We start from the raw sequence: 21,992 nt of genomic DNA, 5'->3' as shown, positions 1-21,992 counted from the left end.
GTGACCGCCACCCCGATCCGGGTCGACCTGAACGGCCCCGCCCGCCCGTGGAAGCGCTTCTGGCGCAGCACCGGCTTCTCGCCGGCGGAGCTGCTGCTGGAGCCGGAGATGCAGCAGGCGCTGGCCCATCTCGGTGCCGTGCCGAACCGCGGCATCGAGTATCTGCGGGTCCACTACATGCTCGACCTGGTGAAGGCGGACCGGCTCGGCGCCTATGACTGGACGCTGCTGGACCAGGCGCTGGACGCCATCATCGGCCACCGGCTGCGGCCGTTCTTCGAGCTGATGGGCAATCCCGGCAAGCTCTTCACCGACCTCAACCAGGACGCGCAGGTGCGGCACTGGCGCGACCTGGTCGAGGCCCTGGCCCGGCGCTGCATCGAGCGCTACGGCGCGGCGGAGGTCCGCAACTGGTACTTCGAGACCTGGAACGAGCCGGACATCTGGTGGAAGCTGGGCGGCGAGACCGGCTTCAACAACTACTACGACGCCTGCTCGGAAGGGCTCAAGGCGGTCGATCCGGCGCTGCGCCTGGGCGGGCCGGGCGTGGCGCGGCGGGTGCCGGCGATCTTCCGCAGCTTCCTGGCCCATTGCGACACCGGCACCAACTTCTTCACCGGCGAGACCGGGGTGCGGCTGGACTTCATCTCGGTGCATGAGAAGGGGGCGGTGAAGCATCCGGAGGACCTGACCCCGGACACGGTCGGCATCTGCCGGCACGAGATGGAGGCCGTCAGCTACATCCGCGAGCACCATCCGCGCTTCGCCGGCCTGCCCTTCATCAACGATGAATGCGACCCGCAAATCGGGTGGGAGCATTATCACAGCTGGCATGCGATGCCGTATTTCGCCGGGCTGATCGCCAAGGTGATCGACCAGCACCAGCGCCTGCTGGTCGAGGCCGAGGGCGTCGACTACGACATCCTCAGCAACGACAACGGCTTCCTGGGCCGGTGGGGCCAGCGCACGCATCTGGCCTTCTTCGGCGCCCGCCAGTTCGACGCGGCGCAGCGTGACTGGGTCACCGACCTTGCGGCGCTGGCGGACCGGCGCGCCAAGCCGGAGCCGTTCGACTACGTCAAGAAGCCGGGGCTGACGGTGATGGAGCTGCTGGCGCTGCTCGGCGACCGCCGGGTCGACGCGCCGGGCGCGCTGGACCCCGACCGCACCGGCCTCGGTGTCATGGCCACGCCGACGGCCGGCGGTGCTGCGGTGCTGCTCTACAACAGCGTCGACCGGATCTGGCGGTCGGGCGCCAGCCCGGTGGCGCTGGAGGTCGCGGGCCTGGCCCCCGGCCGCTACGCGCTGGGCTTGTTCGAGATCGCGCAGGACAAGGGCGACCCGTTCTCGGTCTGGGAAGCCCAGGCCCGGGCACTGCCGCATCCGGAGCAACTGGCGGCGCTGAGCACGCCGAATGCGGCGCAGCTGGCGGCGATGCGCGCGGCGCAGGAGCCGACGCTGACATTGCGCGAGGTCGAGATCGGCGCCGATGGCCGGCTGACGCTGGACCTGGAGTTGCTGCTGCACTCGGTGGCGCTGGTGGTGCTGGCGCGGGAGAGCGCGGCGCAGGCGGGTGTGCCGGCGTTGAATCTCCGGGTGCGGCGCGACCGCGGCCTGAACGGCCCCAACCAGCTGCTGTTCTGGGACCCGCCGGCCGGGGAGGGCGTGCGCCTGTTCGACGTGCTGTGGAGCGTGGCGGAATCAGGGCCGTTCGAGCCGGTCAATCCGGTCCGCCTGCTGTCCAGCATGTATCTCCACGCCGTCGAGCGGCCGGGCGGATTCTACCGCATCCGCACCACCGACCTGGCGGGCCGGGAGCTCTCGGTCTCGGAGATCGTCGCGGCGGGCTGACTTCCGGCGGCGGCGCTCAACTGCTGTCGAGCAGGGCGCCGGGGCCGTTCTCGAGGCAGAGGTCGGAGTCGGGTCGAAGCCGAGAGAGCGGCACCGGCGGACCATGGCCTCGCCGGTGCTGGCGGTGTCGAGCAGCCTGTCGATGTCGGGTTCCTGCAGCCGGACCGCCAGCCCGGCCTTGATGTCGGCGACCCGGGCGGGGTCGGCGGCCTCGTCGATGGCCTCTTCGGTCATGGCGACGACCGCGGCCCGGCGGCTCTCGCGCTCGGCCCGGATCTCGGCCGGGCTGCCGGCCGGCAGGCCCGGGCGGCCATTCTCGTAGCGCGGCCGGTAGCGGCGCCATTGCCGGACCAGGCCGAGGCCGCAGACGAGCCCGGCCACGACCGACGAGACCGGGCGGTCCTCGACCGGGTCGTCCTTGTCGCGATAGAGCTCGTCGAGCGCGTCCCAATACGAAAGCCGCAGGCTGCGGGAACCAGCCGGGCCGAAGCGCCATTGATCCTGTAGGGCAACTCGCAGGAGAGCTGAAAATGGACAAGGATCGAATTGCAGGCGCCGGCAAGCAGGCCAAAGGCGCGGTGAAGGATGCCGCCGGCAAGGTCATGGGCGACCGGAAGATGCAGGCCGAAGGCAAGATGGACAAGGCCGAAGGCAAGCTGCAGAAGGAAGTCGGCAAGGGCAAGGACGCGATCCGCGACGCCAGTCGTCACTGATCCTGTTCTGGTCAAACGAGGCCCGTCACCTTAGTGGTGGCGGGCCTCTTTGCCTTCGGGGCGAACCCGCGTCGGAGATGTCGACCATCCGGCGGCATGACAGCCACCGAACCGTTCCCCCGGGTGATGAAGGCCGCCATCCGGACGGCCTTCACCATGCGAAGGGCCCTTGTGCCGCAAGGCCCGCGGAAGCTCGCCGCCATGGCGTCCTTGTAGGACAGCCGATGCGGCTCAGCGCTTGCCGGTTCCCAGGTCGTCGGAATGCCCGGCCTTCAGGCGGGGCCACTGGGCGATCGGGCGTCCATCGATACGGTAGCTGTGCTCGTCGTCCCGCCGTGGCCAGCCGGCCGGCGAGTCCTCCCACGTCTCCTGCCGCCCGAAGACCGTGAGATCGAGCAAGGCGTAGTTGTTGCCCATCACCTCGACGCCGCGCATCGTCGTCCAGTAAGTCTCGAAGACGTTGGATCCCTGCCGCAGATAGCAGACGATGTGCATCATGCCCGCCTGGCGTCCGACCAGGAGAGTGTCGAGCGAGTCCTGGGCCGAGTACCAAGGCATCTCCCAGCCCATGAAGTCGCGGTACCTGGCGCTTTCTTCGTAGGGGCCCTGGCAGAACGTGGCGTAGGTGACGTCGCGGGAGCGCAGGAAGGACAGCTCGCGGACCTGCGACGTATAGAGGGTGCAGCCCTCGCACTGCTCTGCCGCTAGCCGGCCGGCGTACCACATGAAGTAATAGGCGATAAGCTGCCGGCGACCCTCGAACGCGTCCAGCAACGTCACTGCGCCATTCTCGCCGGTCAGCGGCGTCGTGCCATCCACCTCGACCATGGGCAGCCGCCGGCGGGCGGATGCAATAGCATCGCCTTCCCGCGAGTGAGCCTTCTCTCGAACCCGCAGCGCGTCCAGCTCGGCCTGGAAGGTGCTCCGATCGACCACCGCAGGGACTCCAGGTTCACCTCTCATGGGGTTTTTCACCGCTCAGCTCCTCTCTTCCTTCGACCTGATCGGTCGCGGGATAGACCTAGGGCTGGATATCGAACGATGGGAGCTACAAGTGTGACGGGATTCCGAATGTCCCGGTCATTTGTGCTGCCAGAGCTTCACGGCCGAGATGGCCAGGATCGCCGCCAGGATCGGCAGCAGAACCGCACCCGGCACGACGCCCAGCAGCAGGCCTCCGATGTAGCTGCCGACGACGGACCCCGCGGCCATCACCAGCAAGAAGGTCCGATTGCGGCCGAGGACGCTGAAACTCCGATCCTGACTGTAGCGCGCGAAGCCGACCAGCATCGTCGGCAGGCTCACGGCAAGGGAGAGGCTTCCCGCCAGCTTGATGTCCGCCCCGAACAGCAGCACCAGGGCCGGGATCAGCAGTTCGCCTCCGGCGACGCCCAGGACGGCTGCGAAGATCCCGATGCCGAAGCCGGCGACGACACCCGCCACCAGCTGCGCCGGGCCGCTGACCAAGGCGGCTCCGCCCGTGACCTGGTGCCCGAGCAGCAGCACGGCGGCGATGACCGCGAGCAATGCCGCGATCACCTTGTAGAGCGTTTCCGAACGCAGGCGGGTTGCCCAACCGGCGCCGAACCAGGCCCCCAGCAAGCTGCCCGCGAGCAGATTGGCGATGATCAGCCAGTGGGACAGGACCTCGTCCACCGGAACCGCCCGCGTCCTGAACAGCAGCGCCGAGGCCACGACGACCCAAGCTCATGGCCTTGTTCAGGATGACCGCCTCCAGCGCGACGAAGCGGAACAGGCCGATCAGCAGCGGCAGCCGGAATTCGGCGCCGCCCAACCCGATCAGCCCGCCAAGGGTTCCGATCGCCGATCCCCCAAGAAAACCTGCCGGAAGGCTGCGCCGAGACGCTGCGGGTCGGGTCTGGTCCATGCGCTATAGTTAGCTGGACATAACGCATCGGCGCAAGCCGCCGTCCGGGATCGCAAAGAGTGAGCAGGGCCCGGAGAGCAGACGCCTGCCCCACGCCGTCATGACGAGCCTCCCACGCCACTATGCGGCCCCGGAAGGGAGAAGAAGGGCGGTGCCACAAGCCCATTGCCTCTCCCGCATGGCAGGAGAGGTCGGGCGTCCGCAGGACGACCGGGTGAGGGTTGGCCCGGGCCTCGACAAAGGGCCCTCACCCGGAGCCGCTTCGCGTCTCCGACCTCTCCCGTAAACGGGAGAGGCAACGCAAAGTGTCCAGTCCGGATAGAGAGGTAACAGAATAGACCGGATGGATGGGTGCCGGCTCTACTTCGGCAGGGAGGGCCTGCGGATGCCTTGGGAAGAGAGCTGTGCCATGGATCAGAGAGTGTCGTTGATCGGGGACTGGCTGGGCGGGGAGTGGACGGTGGTGGAACTGTCGGAGCGCTACGGGATCAGTCGGAAGACGGCGTACAAGTGGATTGATCGGTATCGGGCGGAGGGTTCGGCGGGGCTGTCGGAGCGGAGCCATGCGCCGCGAGTGCACGGCCGAGCGACGCCGGTGGAGTTGGCGGCGGCGATCATCGAGCAGAAGCTGGCGCGGCCGAGTTGGGGTCCGCGCAAGATCATCGCGAAGCTGGAGGAGCGCTATCCGGAGGCGGCCTGGCCGGTGCCGTCGACGGCGGGGGAGATCCTGAAGCGGGAGGGTCTGGTGCAGCCGCGGCGTCGGCGTCATCGGGTGCCGCCGACGCTGGGCGGTCTGACGGTGGCGGAGCGGCCGAACCAGGTCTGGGCGACAGACCACAAGGGCTGGTTTCGGCTGGGCAATGGCGAGCGGTGCGAGCCGCTGACGATCGGCGACGGCTATGCGCGGTATCTGCTGGGGCTGACGGCGGGCGACAGCACCCGGGGTGAGGAGGCGCGAGCGGAGTTCGAGCGGAGCTTCGAGGAGAATGGCCTGCCCGAGATCATGCGGTCGGACAACGGTTCGCCGTTCGCCTCGCCCGGGGTTACCGGGCTGACGCGGCTGAGCGCCTGGTGGGCGAAGCTGGGCATCCGGCACGAGCGGACGGCACCGGGCAAGCCGCAGCAGAATGGACGTCAGGAGCGGTTCCATCTGACCCTGCGGGAGGCGATTGAGCCGGCGGCGGCCGACCGGGCGGCCCAGGCTGCACGCTTCGCCGAATTCCGGGCGTATTACAACCACGAACGGCCGCATGAAGCCTTGGGGCAGACGCCGCCGGCGCGGCACTATCAGCCGTCGCCGCGGCCGTTGCCGAAGCGTCTGCCGGAGCCGGAGTATCCCCGGGAAGCCGATATCCGCCGGGTGCGTTCGAACGGCGAGATCAAGTGGGCGGGCGACTTCCTGTTCGTGTCCGAGGTTCTGGTCGGCGAATGGGTCGCCATCGAGGAACGCGAAACCGGCGAGCTGCGCATGCGCTTCTACAACACGCCGATCGGGGTGATCGACCCCCAGCAGAAGCGACTGCGTCGGGTTGGGGCGCCTGCGCGCAGGCGCCCCAACCCGACGCAGCTGTCACCCATCCATCCGGTCTAAAATGTCACCCATCTATCCGCTGGACAGGCTTCGCAAGGCTCGAGTTTAGTACTTCTTCAAGCGCGAAGTGGGGCCATCCACTCCCACGGCCGATCAGGATGATAACCACCGAATCGTTCCTCGGGTGGTGGAGGCCGCCATCCAGGCGGCCTCCACCACGCGAAATGCGCTTGTGCCGCAAGGCCCCGCGGGCGGAAGAAGCGAGATGCGACGCGTCTAGATCCGAGTGTCGCCGCGGCCATACAGGTCGCGCTCGCGAGCGATTTCCTCCGGCGTGTAGGCGGGCGCGGCGGGATCGTATCGTGTCCAGCCTGATGTGCGGTATGCCTCGCCGCGCGCGGCGGCATCGACCGCTCCGTTTTCCAGGAAGATCTCCTCGACCCGGGCCGCCTGATCCTCTTCGACCTGGACGGTCAGAAGCGTGCCGCCGCGACGGACGCCCTCGGCATAGACATGGGCCGAATTCTCGTCGACGCCGGAATCCGTCATGGCGCCGATCAGCCCCCCGGTGGCGCCGCCGGCCACGGCCCCGGCCGCCGCACCTGCCAGCGTAGCTGCCAGCCACCCCGCGGCGACGATCGGGCCGACGCCGGGAATGGCCATGATGCCAAGCCCCGTCAGGAGCCCGGCGCCACCGCCGAGCACCGTGCCGATGCCAGCCCCGGTCCCCGCGCCGGACGCGGCGTCCGAGCTGTCGGACGTGGTGTCCCTGGCTGCATACTCCGAACCGTGGGCAAGCAGGCCGATGTCATTGTGCGAAATGCCGAAGGCTTCGATGTCGCGGCGTGCATCCGCGGCATCCTGTGGATTGTCGAACAGTCCGGTGATCGTGACCCGGGACATGGCTATCTCCTGATGATGCGATGGAAGGCCGTCACTGGGTGGCGACGTTGCCTTGGTAGTCGAGGCCGACCTTGACGCTCTTGCCGTCCTTGGACGCCGTCGCCCACCAGATGCCTGAATCGTCCTTGGTCAAGCCGGCGACGCCGGTGAACCCATGGTCCTCCAGGCGGGATTGGGCTTGCGCCTCAGTGAAGCTGTTGGCGCCCTTCTGCAGGCCCGTGGTGGAGGGGAGAACGACGCCCTGTTTGGCGTCCGTCGCGGCGCCGGGATCGGTCGATGGGGTGGTGGTCTGAGCCGCTGCCATCGGTCCGCCGACACCCACGGAAAGAAGAGCAGCGAGAAGTGCTGTACGGAGCATCAGAAATCTCCGGAAGTAGGGTCTCTCCCGGGTCGGGAGAGTCAGTGCAAAAGCAACAGGTCCTTCATCCGCACCGTTCCGTATGGCATTGAAATTAAATACAAATTATCAAATGATAAAATGCTGTCGAACGGGCGGCAGAAAGCGCGTGCAATTCGCCGTCCGGTCGCGCATTCAAGCCGAGCTGCTCTGCTCACCAGAGCCGCGTTAATTGTGCGCTGTCAGAGCGCCGGGAGACCGGCAAGGAGTAGGTGGTGGAAGTCCACTGCGATGAAGGAGTAGCGATCCACATCGGCCCCGAGCCGTGCGTTGTTGTCCGTGAGGGCAGGAGCGAAGCGTCGGCAGGGGAGAGCATAGGCCAGCCATCGAGCCGCGAAAGGCACAAATCCGGGCGCCGACGCCGTTGACAGGGTGGAAGGCAACATGGACGGGCGCGTCATGCGAGCACCCGTCCGGCCCGGCGTGGTCGCAGACCCTGGCATGTGCAGACGCTCCTTGTTCGGGAACCGGGAGGTCCCGCGTCCGACCGCCGTGTGGTGCGGCGGCCCGCATCGGGAAGGTGAGGAGCCGTAGCCGATGATGCACGGGCGCGGGACGTCAGACGCCGCCATAGTAGCTGTGAAGCCGACGAACAAGGCGGAGCGATCCGCTGCGGAGCCGGTGGAGCCAAGGGCGGCGACCGAGGGGAATGCGGGCCGGAACCGCACGCGCCGGGCGCAGAACCGGGCAAGCGTGTCCCAGGCGCTGGACCGCATACGGCAAGCCGCAAGGCAAAGGAAGAAGGAGAGGTTCAACGCGCTGTTCCACCATCTCAGCCTGGCCCTGCTCGAGGAGGCGTTCTTCGATCTGAAGAAGAATGCCGCTCCCGGCGTCGACGGGCTGACATGGCAGGACTATGAGGCAGATCTGGAGCGCAAGCTCGCAGACCTGCACGCCCGGGTCCAGCGGGGCGCGTATCGGGCGCTGCCGAGCCGGCGGGTCTTCATTCCCAAGCCGGACGGCCGGCAGCGGCCGCTGGCGGTTGCCGCCCTGGAGGACAAGATCGTCCAACGGGCGACGGCCGCGGTGCTGAATGCGATCTATGAGGAAGACTTCCTCGGGTTCTCGTATGGGTTCCGACCCGGGCGCGGGGCGCATGATGCGCTGGATGCGCTCGTGGTCGGGATCACCAGCACCAAGGTGAACTTCATCCTGGACGCCGATATCCGCAGCTTCTTCGACACGGTGAGCCAGCCCTGGCTTGTCCGCTTCCTGGAGCACCGGATCGGCGACCCGCGCGTCCTCCGCCTGATCCGCAAATGGCTCAGGGCGGGCATTCTTGAAGACGGGGTCGTGACAGCCAGTGACCAGGGGACGGGACAAGGGTCGGTGATCTCACCGCTCCTGGCCAACGTCTACCTGCACTATGTCTTCGACTTGTGGGCCCATCGCTGGCGACGGCGAGAGGCCACGGGCAACGTCATCATCGTGCGCTACGCCGACGACATCGTCGTCGGCTTCGAGCACGAGGCGGACGCCCGGCGCTTCCTGGAGGCGATGCGCGAGCGGTTCGAGGCGTTTGCGTTGTCGGTGCATCCGGACAAGACCCGCCTGATCGAGTTCGGCCGCCATGCGGCGGCCGACCGCGAGCGGCGCGGGCTCGGCAAACCGGAAACCTTCGACTTCCTGGGCTTCACCTTCATCTGCGGGCGATCGCGGGCGGGCAAGTTCCTGGTCAAGCGCAAGACCCGGCGCGATCGCATGCGGGCGAAGCTGCAAGCCATCAAACAGGAACTGCGGCAACGCATGCACCAGCCCATCCCCGATCAGGGCAGATGGCTGGGGCAGGTCGTCAAAGGCTACTTCAACTATCACGCCGTGCCGACCAACAGTCAGGCGCTGGTCACGTTCCGCTTCTTCGTCACCGAACTCTGGCGGCGAACGCTTCGGCGGCGCAGCCAGAAGGACAGCATGACCTGGACGCGGATGACGCGGCTGGCCAATGACTGGCTCCCCAAACCGCGAGTCCTACATCCCTGGCCACAACTGCGCTTCGCCGTCAAACACCCAAGGTAGGAGCCGTATGCCTTAATCGGGCACGTACGGATCTGTGCGGGGGGCGCTCAGCAATGGGCGTCCCTACCGCGATCCGTAATTGTCCTGGTTCGGCCATTGACTTGATGTAGGAAAGCAGATCACTATTTCAGCCGATAGTGGATCCGTCATCTGCAATTACCTGAAAGATTACTCGCTGACCATAAGATCTGGGTAGTCCCGTCATTCGACGGGATCCACCCATGCGATACGGCGCATGGTCGCCGATCCCATCTGCCCCTGGGCATCGTCGCATCCCCGAAGCTCAATCTTCTTCGGTTCTGACGTGGGTCGCCGGACGTTTTTCAAGGAAGGTGCTGATGAGGATACTTGTCACCGGGGGAGACGGGTTTTGCGGCTGGCCCACGGTCCTGCACCTGTCGCGGCAGGGACATGAGATAGTGATGATCGATAGCCTGGTGCGCCGAAGAATCGCCGACGATCTGGGAGCCCAGTCGCTCGTGCCCATCGCCTCGGTCGAGGAGCGTCTCGGTCAATGGCAAGCCGTCACAGGCAGGAAGGTCGGTTTTCTCCGGCTTGATGTCTCTCGTGAAGCCGATCGGCTGAAACGCGTGGTCGGAGAGTTCCAGCCTGATCATGTGATCCACCTTGCGGCGCAGCGATCGGCACCATATTCGATGTCCTCCCCGACCGCCGGGGCCTACACTCTGGAAAACAACATTCTCGCCGCGCATGCCTTGCTTCAGGCCGTCGCGGCACAGGCAAAGCCTGCAAGATTCATCCATCTGGGTTCTATTGGCGTCTATGGCTATAACGATCACACGCACTTGATTCCGGAAAAAGTGACCACGTTCTCCTACGCCGATAATTCGGGGGCATTGCACTCGGTGATTGGCCGATTCCCAAATAGCCCGACTTCGCTCTATCACACCTCAAAAGCGATGCTGACGACCCTGCTGGATTATTATGTCCGGATGCAGGGGATCGAGGTGATTGATTTGCTGCAGGGTATCGTCTGGGGCACACAGACCGCGGAGACTTCACTCGATCCGGCACTGGTCAATCGTTTCGACTACGATGAGCAGTATGGGACCGTTGTGAACCGCTTTATCGTGCAAGCCTGCTCCGGGAAACCCCTTACAGTCTATGGATCAGGCAATCAGACACGCGCCTTTATCCATATAAACGACATGGTCCGCTGCATAGATGCCGCAATTCACCGGGAAATGGGCGAGTTTCGTGAAGTGACAATCATGCATCAGGTCGCCGAGACAAAGACCGTCCTTGAAGTTGCGCAAACTATCGCGCGACACACGGATGCCGGAATTGTTCATATTCCAAACCCCCGGGGCGAGAACGAAAAGCATGCGCTCCATCTTGAGCTGGCGGGGTTTCGGGAGCTGAATCTGGAGCTGAGAACGATGGACGCGGCGATCGCGGACGAGATCGCCGGTGTTGTCAGTATGCGTCGAGACATCATCGACCTGGACTCGATGATGCCAAGCATCATTTGGAACACACGGGAACGGCCCACCAGCTGACATGCGAACCCGTGGCCTCCCAGTGGCGGCGGCTTCTGGGCCTCGCGATGACGGAGTGGTCAGGGGCCCCCGAGATAGGCGAATTTCTGCCGCAGCTGCGTCAGGTCGCGTTCGAACTGCTCCAGGGGATAGTCGATCTCGGGCGCGGCGCTGGCGTCGGGCTGGTCGGGCAGGGCCGGGTCGATCCGCCGGATCGGGTCGATCATGGTGTCGGCCTTGGTCACGACGTCCGGCTCCTGCCGCGCCCCCTCGTCGGCCTGGAGCTGCTGGACGGCGAAACGGATGTTCCACCGCTCGCGCGAGGTCATCCTGTGGCCGGCTTGCCAGCGCTGCAGCCATTGCTCGAGCTGGCCCAGCGCATAGCGCAGCTCGGCGTCTCGGTCGGTGCCGGGCATCGCCCTCTCTCCCCTTCGGTCGCTCAAAGGACATGGCGGCGGCCGGGCGCTCCGGCAAGCCAGGCGTGCCCGGCGGGCCAGCATCGACCGGTAGGGCCGGAATGGACAAGCCCGAGCCGCACCCATACTCTGTGGTCCAGCTAGACATTACCAAAAGGGGTTCAACGCCGTGGTCGACGCGTCCGCCTCGCGCGAACGCGCCTATTCGTTCGGATCTTTCCGCCTCCTCCCGTCCCGGCAACTCCTTCTGGAGGGGGAAAGACCAGTGCGCCTGGGCAATCGGTCGCTGGAGATTTTGACCGCGCTCGTCGAACGTCCGGGCGAGTTGGTCACCAAGGCAGAATTGATGGCCCGCGTCTGGCCCAACGTCGTCGTCGAAGAAGCCAATCTCAGAGTCCAGATCACGGCGCTGAGAAAGGCGCTCGGCGAAGGTCGGCCCGGGCATCGCTATGTCACGAGCGTTACCGGCCGCGGCTATTGCTTCGTCGCGCCGGTGGAGCCCTGCGAGCCGGCGCCGGTGGCTCAGAGCTCCGCCGTCCAGCGCAAGCACAATCTGCCACCTTCCTTGATCCGGACGATCGGCCGTGCCGATACCCTTGGTGCGCTGCTGAAGCATCTGCGGCAGCACCGGCTGGTCTCCATCGTCGGGCCTGGCGGCATCGGCAAGACAACCGTTGCACTTGCCGCAGCCGACGCCCTGATGTCCGCCTATGATCATGGCGTCTGGTTCGTCGATCTGGCGCCGTTGCGCGATCCTCAACTCGTGCCGGCCACTCTGACCTCCGCGCTCGGGCTGGAAATTCGGTCACGGGAGGTCGTCGAGGGATTGATGAACCATCTGCAGGATAAGCGTTTGCTGATCCTGCTCGATAACTGCGAGCACGTCATCGGGGCTGCGGCCGCCGTGGCGGAGCAGATCATGACCCGCGCGCCAAACGTGGACATCCTGGCGACCAGCCGTGAACCGCTGCGATTGAGACAAGAGCACGTGCATCGCCTGCTGCCGCTGGCAAGCCCGCCCCGCCGGTCCGACCCGACGGCCGCGGAGGCGCTCAGCTTTCCGGCGGTGCAGCTCTTTGTCGAACGCGCAACGGCGAGCCGGGAGGATTTCGAGCTCAGTGATGCCGAGGCGCCCATCGTTTCGGATATCTGCCGCAAGCTGGACGGGATCGCACTCGCGATCGAGCTCGCGGCCGCCCGCGCCGATGCCTTCGGGATCCACCAGCTCGCGGCTCTTCTCAATGACGGGTTCCGGCTGGGGAACCAGGGGCGAAGGACCGCTCCGGCACGGCAGCAGACTTTGGCCGCGACACTCGACTGGAGCTACAGGCTCCTGTCGGAGGATGAGCGCGTCATCCTGCGACGCCTCTCCGTATTCACCGGCGATTTCACGCTCGAATCCGCCCGTGCCGTGGCCGCGGGCGGTCACATCGCTGGCCCTGAGATCGTCGGAGGCGTGGCGAACCTGATGGCGAAGTCGCTGATCTCGGCGGATGTCAGTGACGTCGCCGTGCGTTACCGGCTGCTCGACACGACGCGCGCCTATTCGATCGAAAAGCTCCGCGAAAGCGGAGAAGCTCCACTCGCCTCGCGGGCTCACGCCGAGTTTTACCGTGACCTCCTGGATCGAGCGCGGGCCGAGTGGGCACTTCGCTCCACCGACGAGTGGCTGGCCATCTATCGTCAGGAGGTCGACAACATACGGTCGGCGCTCGATTGGGCATTCTCGGCCGGCGGCGATCCGGCAATCGGCGTCTCGCTTTCCGTCGCCGCCGCAATACTGTTGTTCGACCTGGGCCAGCTCTATGCCTGCGTGGCGAGTGCCGAGCGGGCGCTCGAAGCAATCGAGGCGGACCCTGGTCATGATCTGCATAGCGAGATGCGGCTGCGCTCGGCGCTGGGAGCGGCCGTGGTCTATACGCGGGGCCCTGGCGAAGCCACCGATGCGGCCTGGTTGCGCGCCCTTGAACTCGCCACCGAGCTCGGCGAAGCAGACTATGAGGCACGGGCGCTATGGGGCTTATGGAATGCGAGGCTTTACGGCGGCTCGCCACGAGCCGCTTTGAGCTTTGCGGAACGCTTCTGCGATCTGGCAGCAAAACGCGGCGACACGGCAAAGCTTCTGATGGGGCAGCGCATCACCGCCATCTCGAGGCATTATCTTGGTGAGCAGGCAGAAGCCAAACACAGTCTTGAATATATGCTTTCGCGCTACGAGCGTGATCTGCATCGATGGCATACGGCCGGCTTTCGCGTGGACCACAGAATTGTCGGACGCGCGAATCTTGCCCGCGTTCTCTGGCTGCAGGGCGCGCCCGACCAGGCGCTGAGCATGTCGCAAGGGTCGCTGGCAGACGCTCAGGCGCTCGGCCATGTCATGACGCTGCAATACGTCTTGAGCGAGACCGCGATTCCGCTCGCGCTGCTGGTGGGCGATCTGGACGCGGCAGGGCGCTTGACCACGTTGCTGGTCGATCTCGCCGCCAAACACGGCTTCGTCATCTGGGAGGCCTGCGGCCGCTGTTTCGAGGCGATCCGGCTGGTCCGGTCGAGCAATCCCGGACCTGGGCTGCCGCTCCTGCGAGCGGCGGTCGCGAAGCTGCGGCATACCGGGTTCGAGGCCCATATCACCTTCATTCTAAGCATGCTGGCCGAAGCGATGTGCGATGCCGGCGAGATCGAGGAGGGGCTGGTCGCCGTCGATGAAGGGTTGGTTCGGTGCGAGGCCCATGAGGATCGCTGGTGCATATCGGAACTCTTGCGCGTGAAGGGCCGGCTCGCCTGGGCCAAAGGATCGATTGCGACGGCGGAGGAGACCTTCCAGGAAGCCTCGGCCTGGGCGCGGCGGCAGGGCGCCCTGTCATGGGAACTGCGGGCCGTCACGTGCCTGGCTCAGCTTCGGCACCAGAGCGGCAAGGCCGCGGAGGCCTGTGAGCTCCTTTCCTCCGTCTATGATCGTTTCACGGAGGGTTACGACACGAACGATCTCAGGACAGCCGGCGCATGGATCGGCACGCTTCGGCCGCATCTGGACTGATGGGCTGTAAGCCCGGCACCATCGTGAAGATGGTGGCCTCGACACGCCGAGCCCGCTGCGGCTTTACCTGTTTTTACAAGAGTAAACTCACGGCCATCCAGCGTCGTGCGTATCATTACGGCATCCTGTCATGGAGCGACGCCCCGCTGTCGCTCATGTCGCGCTCGGCGGAGTACGGAAGATGAAGTGGCGAGTATCGTGCTCCGCAGCGCCGGACATCGCGCTCATCCGGTCTCGATCGCGATAACGCAGATCCGGTCCGACGACGTCGGGCCGCCGAATGACGGCCTCCATATCGAGGTCTTCGAGATCCGGCTTGAGAGGATCCAGCGATGCAAGCGTCGAGCGACGATCATGAGCCTGCCGGTGCCGAGTTCGGCCGGGCCACCGCCGGCATCGACATGGTCGCAATGATGGAGCTGTCTCACGAGAACCGGCTCGCGACCCTGGGTTATCTCGCCGCCTCGATCACCCATGAGATGAAGCAGCCCATCGCCGCAGCGGTAACCAATGCCATGGCAGGCCTGCGTTGGCTGGACCGCCCACGGCCCGATCTGGACAGGGCCCGGGCGGCCTTCGATCGTATCGTCCGGGACAGCCATCGCGCGAGCCACACGCTTGGCCGGATCCGCGCCCTGATCAGGAAGACGCCGCCCCGCAACGATCGGCTGGAGATCAATGATGCGATCCGCGAGGTGATCGAGCTCACCTCAGGCGAGACGAGGAAGAACGCCGTCTCGGTGCGGACGGACCTCATGGACGGCTTGCCGCCGATCGAAGGTGATCCGGTCCAGTTGCAGCAAGTGGCCCTCAACCTGGTCATCAATGCGGTCGAGGCCATGAGCGAAGTCGGCCGGGGGGCGCGAGAGCTGCTGATCGGCACCGGCAGGACCGAGGCCGGCGACGTACGCGTGACGGTGCGGGATTCGGGGCCGGGTGTCGACCCGAGCCGCATGGACCGGCTGTTCGAGGCCTTCTACACGACCAAGCCCGGCGGGACGGGCATCGGCCTGGCGATCTGCCGCTCGATCGTCGAGGCGCATGGCGGCCGGCTGTGGGTCGAGGTGAATCAGCCGCGAGGAGCCGTGTTTCAGTTCACGGTGCCCGCCCAGCCGGAGAGCGCTTCGGCGTCGGGTCCATAGCCGTCTGACTAGGCGTGCCCGACCGGGCGGCCTCCGTGCCAGCTCAGATATTCGTATTTCGGCCGCAGCAGTTCCATGTCGCGCTCGAACTCCGGCAGCGAGTAGTCGGCGGCAGACGCATCGCCTGCCTCGACCAGGGCTGAATGCTCCGGGTCGGCCGCGGCCAGCAGGTTGGCGATCTGCTCATGCGCCGAGGGCTCGGCGTCGTCATGGACCTCGCCCTCGTCGATGTGCAGCTCGCCGACCGCGCGCTTGAGCGCGGCCAGCTGGACCCCGTTCGGGGCCTGGCCGGCATTCCACCGCGCCAGCCAGGCTTCCAGCTGGGTCATCGCGTAGCGCAGCTCGTCGTCGCGTTCATTGGCGGGCATGTCGGGCTCCAGGCTATGGGCTCGATGGTGATGCACGCCTTCGGCGGAGGCGGCAAGGGCCTGGCGAGACGGTGGCTGCCCCGCGTCACGCATCATCCGGAAATAAGCAAGAAAGCTACTTGCACTCCTATGCCGCGCCGGCTGTTGCAATAGAAACGCAATACGGAGGAACGGCCGTTGGTGCCCGAGCGAGAACCCTGCGTCCTCGTTGTCGAGGACGAGTTCCTGACGGCGCTTCTGGTGGAGGAGGCGCTGGCCGAGGCCGGCATCCGCGTCCTGGGGCCGGCTGCGAGCCTGGAGGAGGCCGTCGAGCTGGCCGGACATGACGGCGTGGATGCCGCCCTGCTCGATGTCGAGCTGTCCGGCGGCGTCGAGGTCTTCCCGGCCGCGCAGATCCTGGCCGAGCGCAATGTTCCGTTCGCCTTCGTGTCGTCCTGCTCCCACGACCGCATCGAGGACAGGTTCGTCGCCAGGCCGATGCTGTCGAAGCCGTTCCAGGACAGTGAGGTGCAGGCCCTCGCGGCGAGGCTCCTGATGCCCAGAGGGCGGTGAGAACGGGGCGGCAGCACCGCCGCCCAGCCTTCGATCATCCTCGATGACAACGTTGTCTTGACAGAATCCTGCCGGCCCGTCTCTCTATGCGCGGGGATGATGTCGTCCCGTCGCCGGCCCGCAGCGGAAGATTGCGCCCGGCGCGGGCGGCGTCGCACCATCCCGGCTTCGCCCTGACGGGCTGCGCCGGGCGAATCGACAACGCACCGGCCCGCGACGGTCCGGATCAAACAGGGAGAGGATGATGACGAAGGACCTGGCGCGCCGCGCCGTCTGCGGTGCCGCTCTTGCGGTCGCGGCCCTGGTCGCCGCGACGGGGGCCGCCGATGCCGCCGCCAATTGCATCAAGGGTGACCGCAAGCCGCCCTTCACCGTCGGCTGGGCCAACATCTATTCCGTGCCGACCTGGATGAAGCAGACCGAAGGCACCATCGCCGGGATGGTGGACGAGCTGAAGGCCAAGGGGCTGGTCGACAAGCTGGTCATCACCGACGCTCAGGGCAACGCCAACACCCAGATCCAGCAGGTCCAGTCGATGATCGACGCCGATGTCGACGCGATCATCCTGATCGCCGGGTCGGCCACGGCGCTGGACCGCGTGGTCGCCGACGCCTGCGCCAAGGGCATCGCGGTGATCAACTTCGACAGCCTGGTGCAGACCGACAAGGTGACGGCGAAGATCAACACCGATTCGCTGGACTGGGGCCGCCAGGCCGCGGAGTGGCTGGTCAAGCAGATGGGCGGCAAGGGCAAGATCATCGTGCTGAACGGCCCGGCCGGCATCTCGGTCAGCGACGACCGCCGCAAGGGCGCGACGCCGGTGCTGGCGGCCAATCCGGGGGTCGAGGTGCTGGCCGAGACCAACACCGACTACAACGTCGCCCCGGCGCAGGAGGCGGTGACCAGCCTGCTGTTCGCCAACCCTGAGATCGACGGCATCCTGTCGCTGGGCGGCGCGCTGTCGGCCGGCGCGATCCTGGCGATGGACCGGCAGGGCCGTGCCTTCGTGCCGACCACCGGCGAGAACTACCGCCAGTTCCTCGAGCTGTGGAAGCAGCACGACATGAAGGGCTGGGCGACGATGCAGCCGAACTGGCTCGGCGCGCTGGCGGTCTACACCGCGGTGCAGGCACTCTCGGGCAAGGACGTGCCGGCCTTCGTCAAGGTGCCGCTGCCGGTGATCGACGACGCCAGCATCGACGGCTACCTGGCGCGGGCCGACAAGTTCCCGGCCGATGGCTACATCTTCTCCGAATACGACACGGCGCTGTTCGACAAGCTGCTGGCGGCGAAGTGAGCCTGGGAAGCGCGGGCGGCGCCGTGACGGCGTCGCCCATCCTGGCTGCCGAGGGCGTGTCCAAGGCCTTCTTCGGCAATCCGGTGCTGCGCGACGTCTCGATCGCGCTGCATCCCGGCCGGGTCCATGCCCTGCTGGGCGAGAACGGGGCCGGCAAGTCGACCCTGATCAACATCCTGTCCGGGGCGCTGCGGCCGGATGGCGGGTCGCTGACGGTCGACGGCCGCGGCGCCGGCCACCTGACCCCGCGTGAGGCCCAGCGCGCCGGCATCGCCGTGGTGCAGCAGGAGCTCAGCCTGGCGCCGCATCTGTCGATCGCCGAGAATATCGGCCTCGGCGCCTATCCGCGGCGGCTCGGGCTGATCGACTATAGCGCCCTGGCGGCGCGGGCCCGGGCGGCCTGCGCGCTGGTCGGGCTGGACGAGCCGCTGGACCTGCCGGTCGACGCCCTGTCGCTGGGCCGCCGGCAGATGGTCGAGATCGCCAAGGCGCTGTACCGCAGGCCGCGGGTGCTGATCCTGGACGAGCCGACCTCGTCGCTGTCGGCACATGAGGCGCAGACCCTGGCCCGGCTGGTGCGGCGGCTGCGCGACGAAGGCACGGCCATCCTCTACATCTCGCACCGGCTGAACGAGGTGCTGGATCTGTGCGACCACGCCACGGTGCTGAAGGACGGCAGCCGCACCGCCGACCGGCCGCTGGTCGGGGTGGATCCCGAGGGACTTGTCCGGCTGATGGTCGGGCGCGACCCGGGCGACCTGTTCCCGGCCTGGCAGCCTTCCGCCCAGGCCGAGACCGCGATCGAGATCCGCAGCTTCCGCGCCGGGGCGGCGCGGGAGGTCGACCTGACCGTGCGCTATGGCGAGGTGGTCGGCATCGGCGGGCTGGTCGGGCAGGGGCAGGAGGACCTGCTGCTGGGCCTGGCCGGCGCGCTGCCGGCGGCGGCCGATGCCGCGCGCATCGCCGGCGCCGACCGGCCGTTCGGCAAGGTGACCGAGGCGACGGCGGCGGGCCTGGCCTACATCCCGGCCGACCGCAAGAAGGAGGGGCTGCTGCTGCCGCACAGCATCGCCTTCAACCTGCTGCTGCCGACCCTGGCGAAGCCGGCGCGGGGCCTGCGCGATCGCGCCGGGGAGGCGGCGACGGTGGCCGATCTGGCGAAGCGCCTGACCATCAAGGGCGACACGGCGCGGCCGGTGCAAGCGCTGTCCGGCGGCAACCAGCAGAAGGTGGCGCTGGCCAAGTGGCTGCCGCTGGCGCCGCGCATCCTGCTGCTGAACGACCCCACGCGGGGCGTCGATGTCGAGACCAAGCGGGAGATCTACGTCATGCTGCGGGCGCTGGCGGCGCAGGGGAAGGCGATCGTGCTGCTCAGCTCCGACACGCCCGAGCTGGTCCATCTCTGCGACCGGGTGGCGGTGATGTTCGCCGGCCGCACCGTGGCGACGCTGGAGCGGCCGGGGATCAGCGAGGAGGCGATCGTCGGCGCCGCCATGGGTGTCGCGGCGCCGGGGTTGGCGGCATGAGCGCCGCACTCTATCGGGCCATCCAGGGCCGCCGGCACCAGGGGCTGCGCGGGCTGTACCTGATCGTGGCGCTGTTCCTGGTGCTCTACGTCGCGCTGTTCCCGGGGCTGGTCAGCGTCGAGGGCGTCGCCAAGTTCACCCAGAACTGGTTCCCGCTGGCGCTGGTGGCCATGGCCCAGGCGATGATCATGCTGACCGGCGGCATCAATCTCGCGGTCGGCGCCATGGTCAGCCTCGGCGCCGTGGTCGCCGCCACCAGCTTCGACGGGTTGCTCGGCGTGCCCGGCGGCGTGCTGGCCGTGGCCGCGATCGGGCTCGCGGTCGGGGCCGGGGCCGGGACGATCGTGGCGCTGTTCCGGCTGCCGGCGATCATCGTCACCCTGGCCGGGTCTTTCATCCTCGGCGGCGCCGCGCTGCTGGTGCTGCCGCGGCCGGGCGGCGACGTGCCGGACTGGCTGTCGGAGCTCCTGGCCGGCAACCAGCCGGTGGCGCTGCTGCTGCTGGGGCTGCTCGCGATCGGCTGGAAGCTGTACCTGGCGACGCCGATCGGCCTCGGCCTCTATGCGGCCGGCGACAACCCGGTCGGCGCCTACCGCTCCGGCGTGCCGGTCGACCTGGCCAAGATCGTGGCCTATGCGATCAGCTTCATGCTGGCGGCGCTGGCCGGGCTGTTCGTGTCGGCGCAGACCGGCTCCGGCGACCCGGTGATCGGCACGCCCTTCACCCTGAACTCCATCGCCGCGGCGGTGCTGGGCGGAGTCGGCTTCCTCGGCGGGGCCGGCACCATGCGCGGCGCCATCGCCGGCAGCCTGCTGCTCAGCGTCATGATCAACGTCATGTTCTTCCTGGGATTCCCGCCCGTGGCGCAATACATCGCCCAGGGGCTGATCATCGTCGGCGCCGTGGCGCTGCCGCAGATCCGCTGGAGGCGGGCATGAACGCGATCGCGACAAGGCTGCCGGCGATCCTGCGGCACAAGGCGGTGCTGGCCTGGCTGGTGGTGGCCGCGGTGTGGATCGCCGCCAGCCTGCTGACCCGCGGCTTCGGCGCCTATGGCCATCTGCGCTACCTGCTGGAGCTCGCGGCCGTGATCGGCCTTGTGGCCGCCGGGCAGACGCTGGTGGTGATCGGCGGCGGCATCGACCTCGCGGTCGGCGCGGTGATCACGGTGACGGCGATCCTGCTGCCGCTGTTGTCGTGGGATCCGACCGGGCTGGTCGGGGTGGCGGCGACGCTGCTGGTGGCCGCGGGGATCGGTTTCCTCAACGGCCTCGGCATCGCCGCGCTCAGGGTGCATCCGCTGATCATGACCCTGGCGATGGCGACGCTGCTGCAGGGCCTGCTGGTGATCGTCGCCGGCGGCAGCGCCATCACCGTGCGCAACCCGGTGGTGGAATGGCTCGGCTCCGCCCGCCCGGCCGGGGTACCGGTCGGCATCCTGCTGTGGCTCGTGGTCTCGGCCGGCGTGCTGGTGCTGCTGCACCGCACCGCTGTGGGGGCGCGGATCTTCGCCTTCGGCACCAGCCCGCTGGCGGCGCGCCTCTCCGGCGTCGATATCGGGCGGACGACGGTGCTGCTGTACACGCTGAGCGGGCTGATGGCGGGCATCGCCGGGGTGCTGGTGCTGGGCATGAACCGGCAGGGCTATGTCGGCATCGGCGATCCGTATCTGCTGACCTCGATCGCCGCGGTGGTGCTGGGCGGCACCTCGATCCTGGGCGGGCGCGGCACCTACGCCGGTACCATCCCGGGGGCGATCCTGCTGGTCACCATCACCGCGCTGATCACCGTGGTGAACGCCTCGCCCGGCTGGCGCAGCATCCTGTTCGGCGGGCTGATCCTGGGCCTGCTGCTGCTGTCGGGACGGGAGGCGCGGCGCTAGCCGATCCGGTACAGCCGGCGGGCGTTGTCGTGGAAAAGGGCCCGCTGCTCGGCCGGGGTCAGGTCGGCGGTGAAGGCCTTGAAGCCTTCCCAGACTTGGTCGAAGGAGGCGTGCAGCCCGGCCACCGGGAAGTCGCTGGCGAACAGCGACCGGCCGGGGCCGAAGGCGTCCAGGCAGGTCAGCACCACCGCGCGCAGGCTGTCCGGCGTCCAGTCGTGGTCATAGGCCACGAGGTCGGAGATCTTGAGATGGACGTTCGGCTCCCGCCCCAGTGCCGCCAGGCCGGCGCGCCAGCGGACCATGCCCGCCGGGTCGCGGTTGGCCGGGCTGCCGCAATGGTTCAGGATGAAGACCTGGTCCGGAAAGTCGCGCACCAGCCGCAGCGCATCCGCCATCTGGCCCGGATAGATCATCAGGTCGAAGGACAGGCCGTGCCCGGCCAGCCGGGCCAGGCCGCGGCGCCAGGCCGGGTCGTCCATTCGGTCCGGCCGGGCGGCGAAGCTGCGCGCCGGGTCGGGGTGCCAGCTCAGGATGTCGCGGATGCCGACGACCCGGGGAAAGGCGGCTTGTTGCTCGATCAACGCCGCCGCGTCCGAGGAGTCGAGCGGGACATGGGCGACGTAACGGCTGGCGATGCCGCCGGCCTTGACCTGCGTCTCCAGCCACTCGGTCTCGGCCACCGGATCGGCGGGGTCCCAGCCGGCCTCGACATGCACGGTCGCGACCACCGGCTGGTTGCGGGCGTCCGCTCGATAGTCCGCCGGCAGATAATTCCGGCGTAGCGGCGCGTTGTCGCCGAACACCATCTCGCCCCGCGCTGGGCGCAGCCAGGGATGGCGGTCCATCGCGAGGTCCCAGAGATGGTGGTGCGCGTCGACGATCGGGCCGTCATAGGGCTGGGTCACGAGGCTCTCCCGCAGGAGTTCCGTCCTGCTCGATGATAACGTTGTCTTGACAGATAACCCGCGGCTGCC

At 67.5% G+C, this 21,992-nt stretch carries 19 protein-coding genes; 12 read left to right on the top strand and 7 right to left on the bottom strand.

The features are described from left to right. The gene (locus tag QFZ27_RS32950; RefSeq protein WP_429230686.1) at positions 1–1,851 is read left to right on the top strand and encodes a GH39 family glycosyl hydrolase; all 1,851 of its coding nucleotides are present in this window, start codon (positions 1–3) and stop codon (positions 1,849–1,851) included. Positions 1,852–2,381: 530 nt separating this feature from the next. After that, the gene (locus tag QFZ27_RS32945) at positions 2,382–2,564 is read left to right on the top strand and encodes a CsbD family protein (RefSeq protein ID WP_429230685.1); all 183 of its coding nucleotides are present in this window, start codon (positions 2,382–2,384) and stop codon (positions 2,562–2,564) included. A gap of 231 nt (positions 2,565–2,795) precedes the next feature. On the opposite strand, the gene QFZ27_RS32940 is transcribed toward QFZ27_RS32945, so the two are convergent. Both QFZ27_RS32940 and QFZ27_RS32935 read right to left on the bottom strand, forming a co-directional pair. Further along, the gene (locus QFZ27_RS32940) at positions 2,796–3,500 is read right to left on the bottom strand and encodes a DUF899 family protein (RefSeq protein ID WP_429230684.1); all 705 of its coding nucleotides are present in this window, start codon (positions 3,498–3,500) and stop codon (positions 2,796–2,798) included. Between the two features lie 144 nt (positions 3,501–3,644). After that, positions 3,645–4,259 (bottom strand): sulfite exporter TauE/SafE family protein, encoded by a 615-nt coding sequence (locus tag QFZ27_RS32935; protein WP_429230683.1) that lies wholly within the window; start codon positions 4,257–4,259, stop codon positions 3,645–3,647. 578 nt (positions 4,260–4,837) lie between these two features. Here QFZ27_RS32935 and QFZ27_RS32930 point away from each other — a divergent pair. Further along, positions 4,838–6,043 (top strand): integrase core domain-containing protein, encoded by a 1,206-nt coding sequence (locus QFZ27_RS32930; RefSeq protein WP_429230682.1) that lies wholly within the window; start codon positions 4,838–4,840, stop codon positions 6,041–6,043. Between the two features lie 216 nt (positions 6,044–6,259). On the opposite strand, the gene QFZ27_RS32925 is transcribed toward QFZ27_RS32930, so the two are convergent. Next, on the bottom strand, positions 6,260–6,886 hold the full coding sequence (locus tag QFZ27_RS32925) for a hypothetical protein (protein ID WP_429230681.1): 627 nt from the start codon (positions 6,884–6,886) through the stop codon (positions 6,260–6,262). A 31-nt stretch (positions 6,887–6,917) separates the two neighbouring features. After that, complete coding sequence (locus tag QFZ27_RS32920; RefSeq protein WP_429230680.1) at positions 6,918–7,190, bottom strand: hypothetical protein; 273 nt, start codon at positions 7,188–7,190, stop codon at positions 6,918–6,920. A gap of 630 nt (positions 7,191–7,820) precedes the next feature. Here QFZ27_RS32920 and ltrA point away from each other — a divergent pair. Beyond that, entirely contained in the window at positions 7,821–9,299 is a 1,479-nt protein-coding gene (gene ltrA, locus QFZ27_RS32915) for a group II intron reverse transcriptase/maturase (protein WP_429225542.1), read from the top strand. Between the two features lie 221 nt (positions 9,300–9,520). Further along, positions 9,521–10,819, top strand: coding sequence for an NAD-dependent epimerase/dehydratase family protein (locus QFZ27_RS32910; protein WP_429230679.1), 1,299 nt, complete (start codon positions 9,521–9,523; stop codon positions 10,817–10,819). 59 nt (positions 10,820–10,878) lie between these two features. On the opposite strand, the gene QFZ27_RS32905 is transcribed toward QFZ27_RS32910, so the two are convergent. Beyond that, positions 10,879–11,214 (bottom strand): hypothetical protein, encoded by a 336-nt coding sequence (locus QFZ27_RS32905; RefSeq protein WP_429230678.1) that lies wholly within the window; start codon positions 11,212–11,214, stop codon positions 10,879–10,881. 169 nt (positions 11,215–11,383) lie between these two features. Here QFZ27_RS32905 and QFZ27_RS32900 point away from each other — a divergent pair, with 169 nt between their 5' ends. Next, a complete protein-coding gene (locus QFZ27_RS32900) occupies positions 11,384–14,251 on the top strand; it encodes an ATP-binding protein (protein WP_429230677.1) in 2,868 nt (955 codons plus the stop codon). 332 nt (positions 14,252–14,583) lie between these two features. Then, positions 14,584–15,393 carry a sensor histidine kinase gene (locus tag QFZ27_RS32895; RefSeq protein WP_429230676.1) on the top strand — a complete coding sequence of 270 codons (810 nt, stop codon included), beginning with the start codon at positions 14,584–14,586 and terminating at the stop codon, positions 15,391–15,393. Positions 15,394–15,401: 8 nt separating this feature from the next. Here the strand turns inward: QFZ27_RS32895 and QFZ27_RS32890 are convergent, their stop codons facing one another. Continuing rightward, positions 15,402–15,761, bottom strand: a complete 360-nt coding sequence (locus QFZ27_RS32890; RefSeq protein ID WP_429230675.1) for a hypothetical protein — start codon at positions 15,759–15,761, stop codon at positions 15,402–15,404. A gap of 180 nt (positions 15,762–15,941) precedes the next feature. Between QFZ27_RS32890 and QFZ27_RS32885 the strand changes: the two genes are divergently transcribed. The 5 genes from QFZ27_RS32885 (at position 15,942) to QFZ27_RS32865 (ending at position 21,018) form a co-directional block, all read left to right on the top strand. Then, entirely contained in the window at positions 15,942–16,313 is a 372-nt protein-coding gene (locus tag QFZ27_RS32885) for a response regulator (RefSeq protein WP_429230674.1), read from the top strand. Positions 16,314–16,557: 244 nt separating this feature from the next. After that, positions 16,558–17,610 (top strand): ABC transporter substrate-binding protein, encoded by a 1,053-nt coding sequence (locus QFZ27_RS32880; RefSeq protein ID WP_429230673.1) that lies wholly within the window; start codon positions 16,558–16,560, stop codon positions 17,608–17,610. After that, positions 17,607–19,136 carry a sugar ABC transporter ATP-binding protein gene (locus QFZ27_RS32875; protein ID WP_429230672.1) on the top strand — a complete coding sequence of 510 codons (1,530 nt, stop codon included), beginning with the start codon at positions 17,607–17,609 and terminating at the stop codon, positions 19,134–19,136. Before QFZ27_RS32880 ends, QFZ27_RS32875 begins: the two co-directional genes overlap by 4 nt. Continuing rightward, complete coding sequence (locus QFZ27_RS32870) at positions 19,133–20,074, top strand: ABC transporter permease (protein WP_429230671.1); 942 nt, start codon at positions 19,133–19,135, stop codon at positions 20,072–20,074. The genes QFZ27_RS32875 and QFZ27_RS32870 overlap by 4 nt, the downstream gene beginning before the upstream one ends. Beyond that, the gene (locus QFZ27_RS32865) at positions 20,071–21,018 is read left to right on the top strand and encodes an ABC transporter permease (RefSeq protein ID WP_429230670.1); all 948 of its coding nucleotides are present in this window, start codon (positions 20,071–20,073) and stop codon (positions 21,016–21,018) included. The genes QFZ27_RS32870 and QFZ27_RS32865 overlap by 4 nt, the downstream gene beginning before the upstream one ends. On the opposite strand, the gene QFZ27_RS32860 is transcribed toward QFZ27_RS32865, so the two are convergent. Then, positions 21,015–21,923 (bottom strand): amidohydrolase family protein, encoded by a 909-nt coding sequence (locus tag QFZ27_RS32860; protein WP_429230669.1) that lies wholly within the window; start codon positions 21,921–21,923, stop codon positions 21,015–21,017. The two genes, QFZ27_RS32865 and QFZ27_RS32860, sit on opposite strands and share 4 nt — an antisense overlap. Positions 21,924–21,992 lie beyond the last annotated feature (69 nt).

This window comes from Inquilinus ginsengisoli, assembly GCF_050434925.1.
GTDB lineage: Bacteria > Pseudomonadota > Alphaproteobacteria > DSM-16000 > Inquilinaceae > Inquilinus > Inquilinus ginsengisoli_B.
This window is presented reverse-complemented; position numbering and strand designations above follow the sequence as displayed.

Coding starts and splice junctions, on each gene's coding strand:
- QFZ27_RS32945 (WP_429230685.1), top strand. CDS start 2,382: ATGGACAAGGATCGAATTGCAGGCGCCGGCAAGCAGGCCAAAGGCGCG.
- QFZ27_RS32930 (WP_429230682.1), top strand. CDS start 4,838: ATGCCTTGGGAAGAGAGCTGTGCCATGGATCAGAGAGTGTCGTTGATC.
- QFZ27_RS32925 (WP_429230681.1), bottom strand. CDS start 6,886: ATGTCCCGGGTCACGATCACCGGACTGTTCGACAATCCACAGGATGCC.
- QFZ27_RS32920 (WP_429230680.1), bottom strand. CDS start 7,190: ATGGCAGCGGCTCAGACCACCACCCCATCGACCGATCCCGGCGCCGCG.
- ltrA (WP_429225542.1), top strand. CDS start 7,821: ATGATGCACGGGCGCGGGACGTCAGACGCCGCCATAGTAGCTGTGAAG.
- QFZ27_RS32910 (WP_429230679.1), top strand. CDS start 9,521: ATGCGATACGGCGCATGGTCGCCGATCCCATCTGCCCCTGGGCATCGT.
- QFZ27_RS32905 (WP_429230678.1), bottom strand. CDS start 11,214: ATGCCCGGCACCGACCGAGACGCCGAGCTGCGCTATGCGCTGGGCCAG.
- QFZ27_RS32895 (WP_429230676.1), top strand. CDS start 14,584: ATGCAAGCGTCGAGCGACGATCATGAGCCTGCCGGTGCCGAGTTCGGC.
- QFZ27_RS32890 (WP_429230675.1), bottom strand. CDS start 15,761: ATGCCCGCCAATGAACGCGACGACGAGCTGCGCTACGCGATGACCCAG.
- QFZ27_RS32880 (WP_429230673.1), top strand. CDS start 16,558: ATGACGAAGGACCTGGCGCGCCGCGCCGTCTGCGGTGCCGCTCTTGCG.
- QFZ27_RS32870 (WP_429230671.1), top strand. CDS start 19,133: ATGAGCGCCGCACTCTATCGGGCCATCCAGGGCCGCCGGCACCAGGGG.
- QFZ27_RS32865 (WP_429230670.1), top strand. CDS start 20,071: ATGAACGCGATCGCGACAAGGCTGCCGGCGATCCTGCGGCACAAGGCG.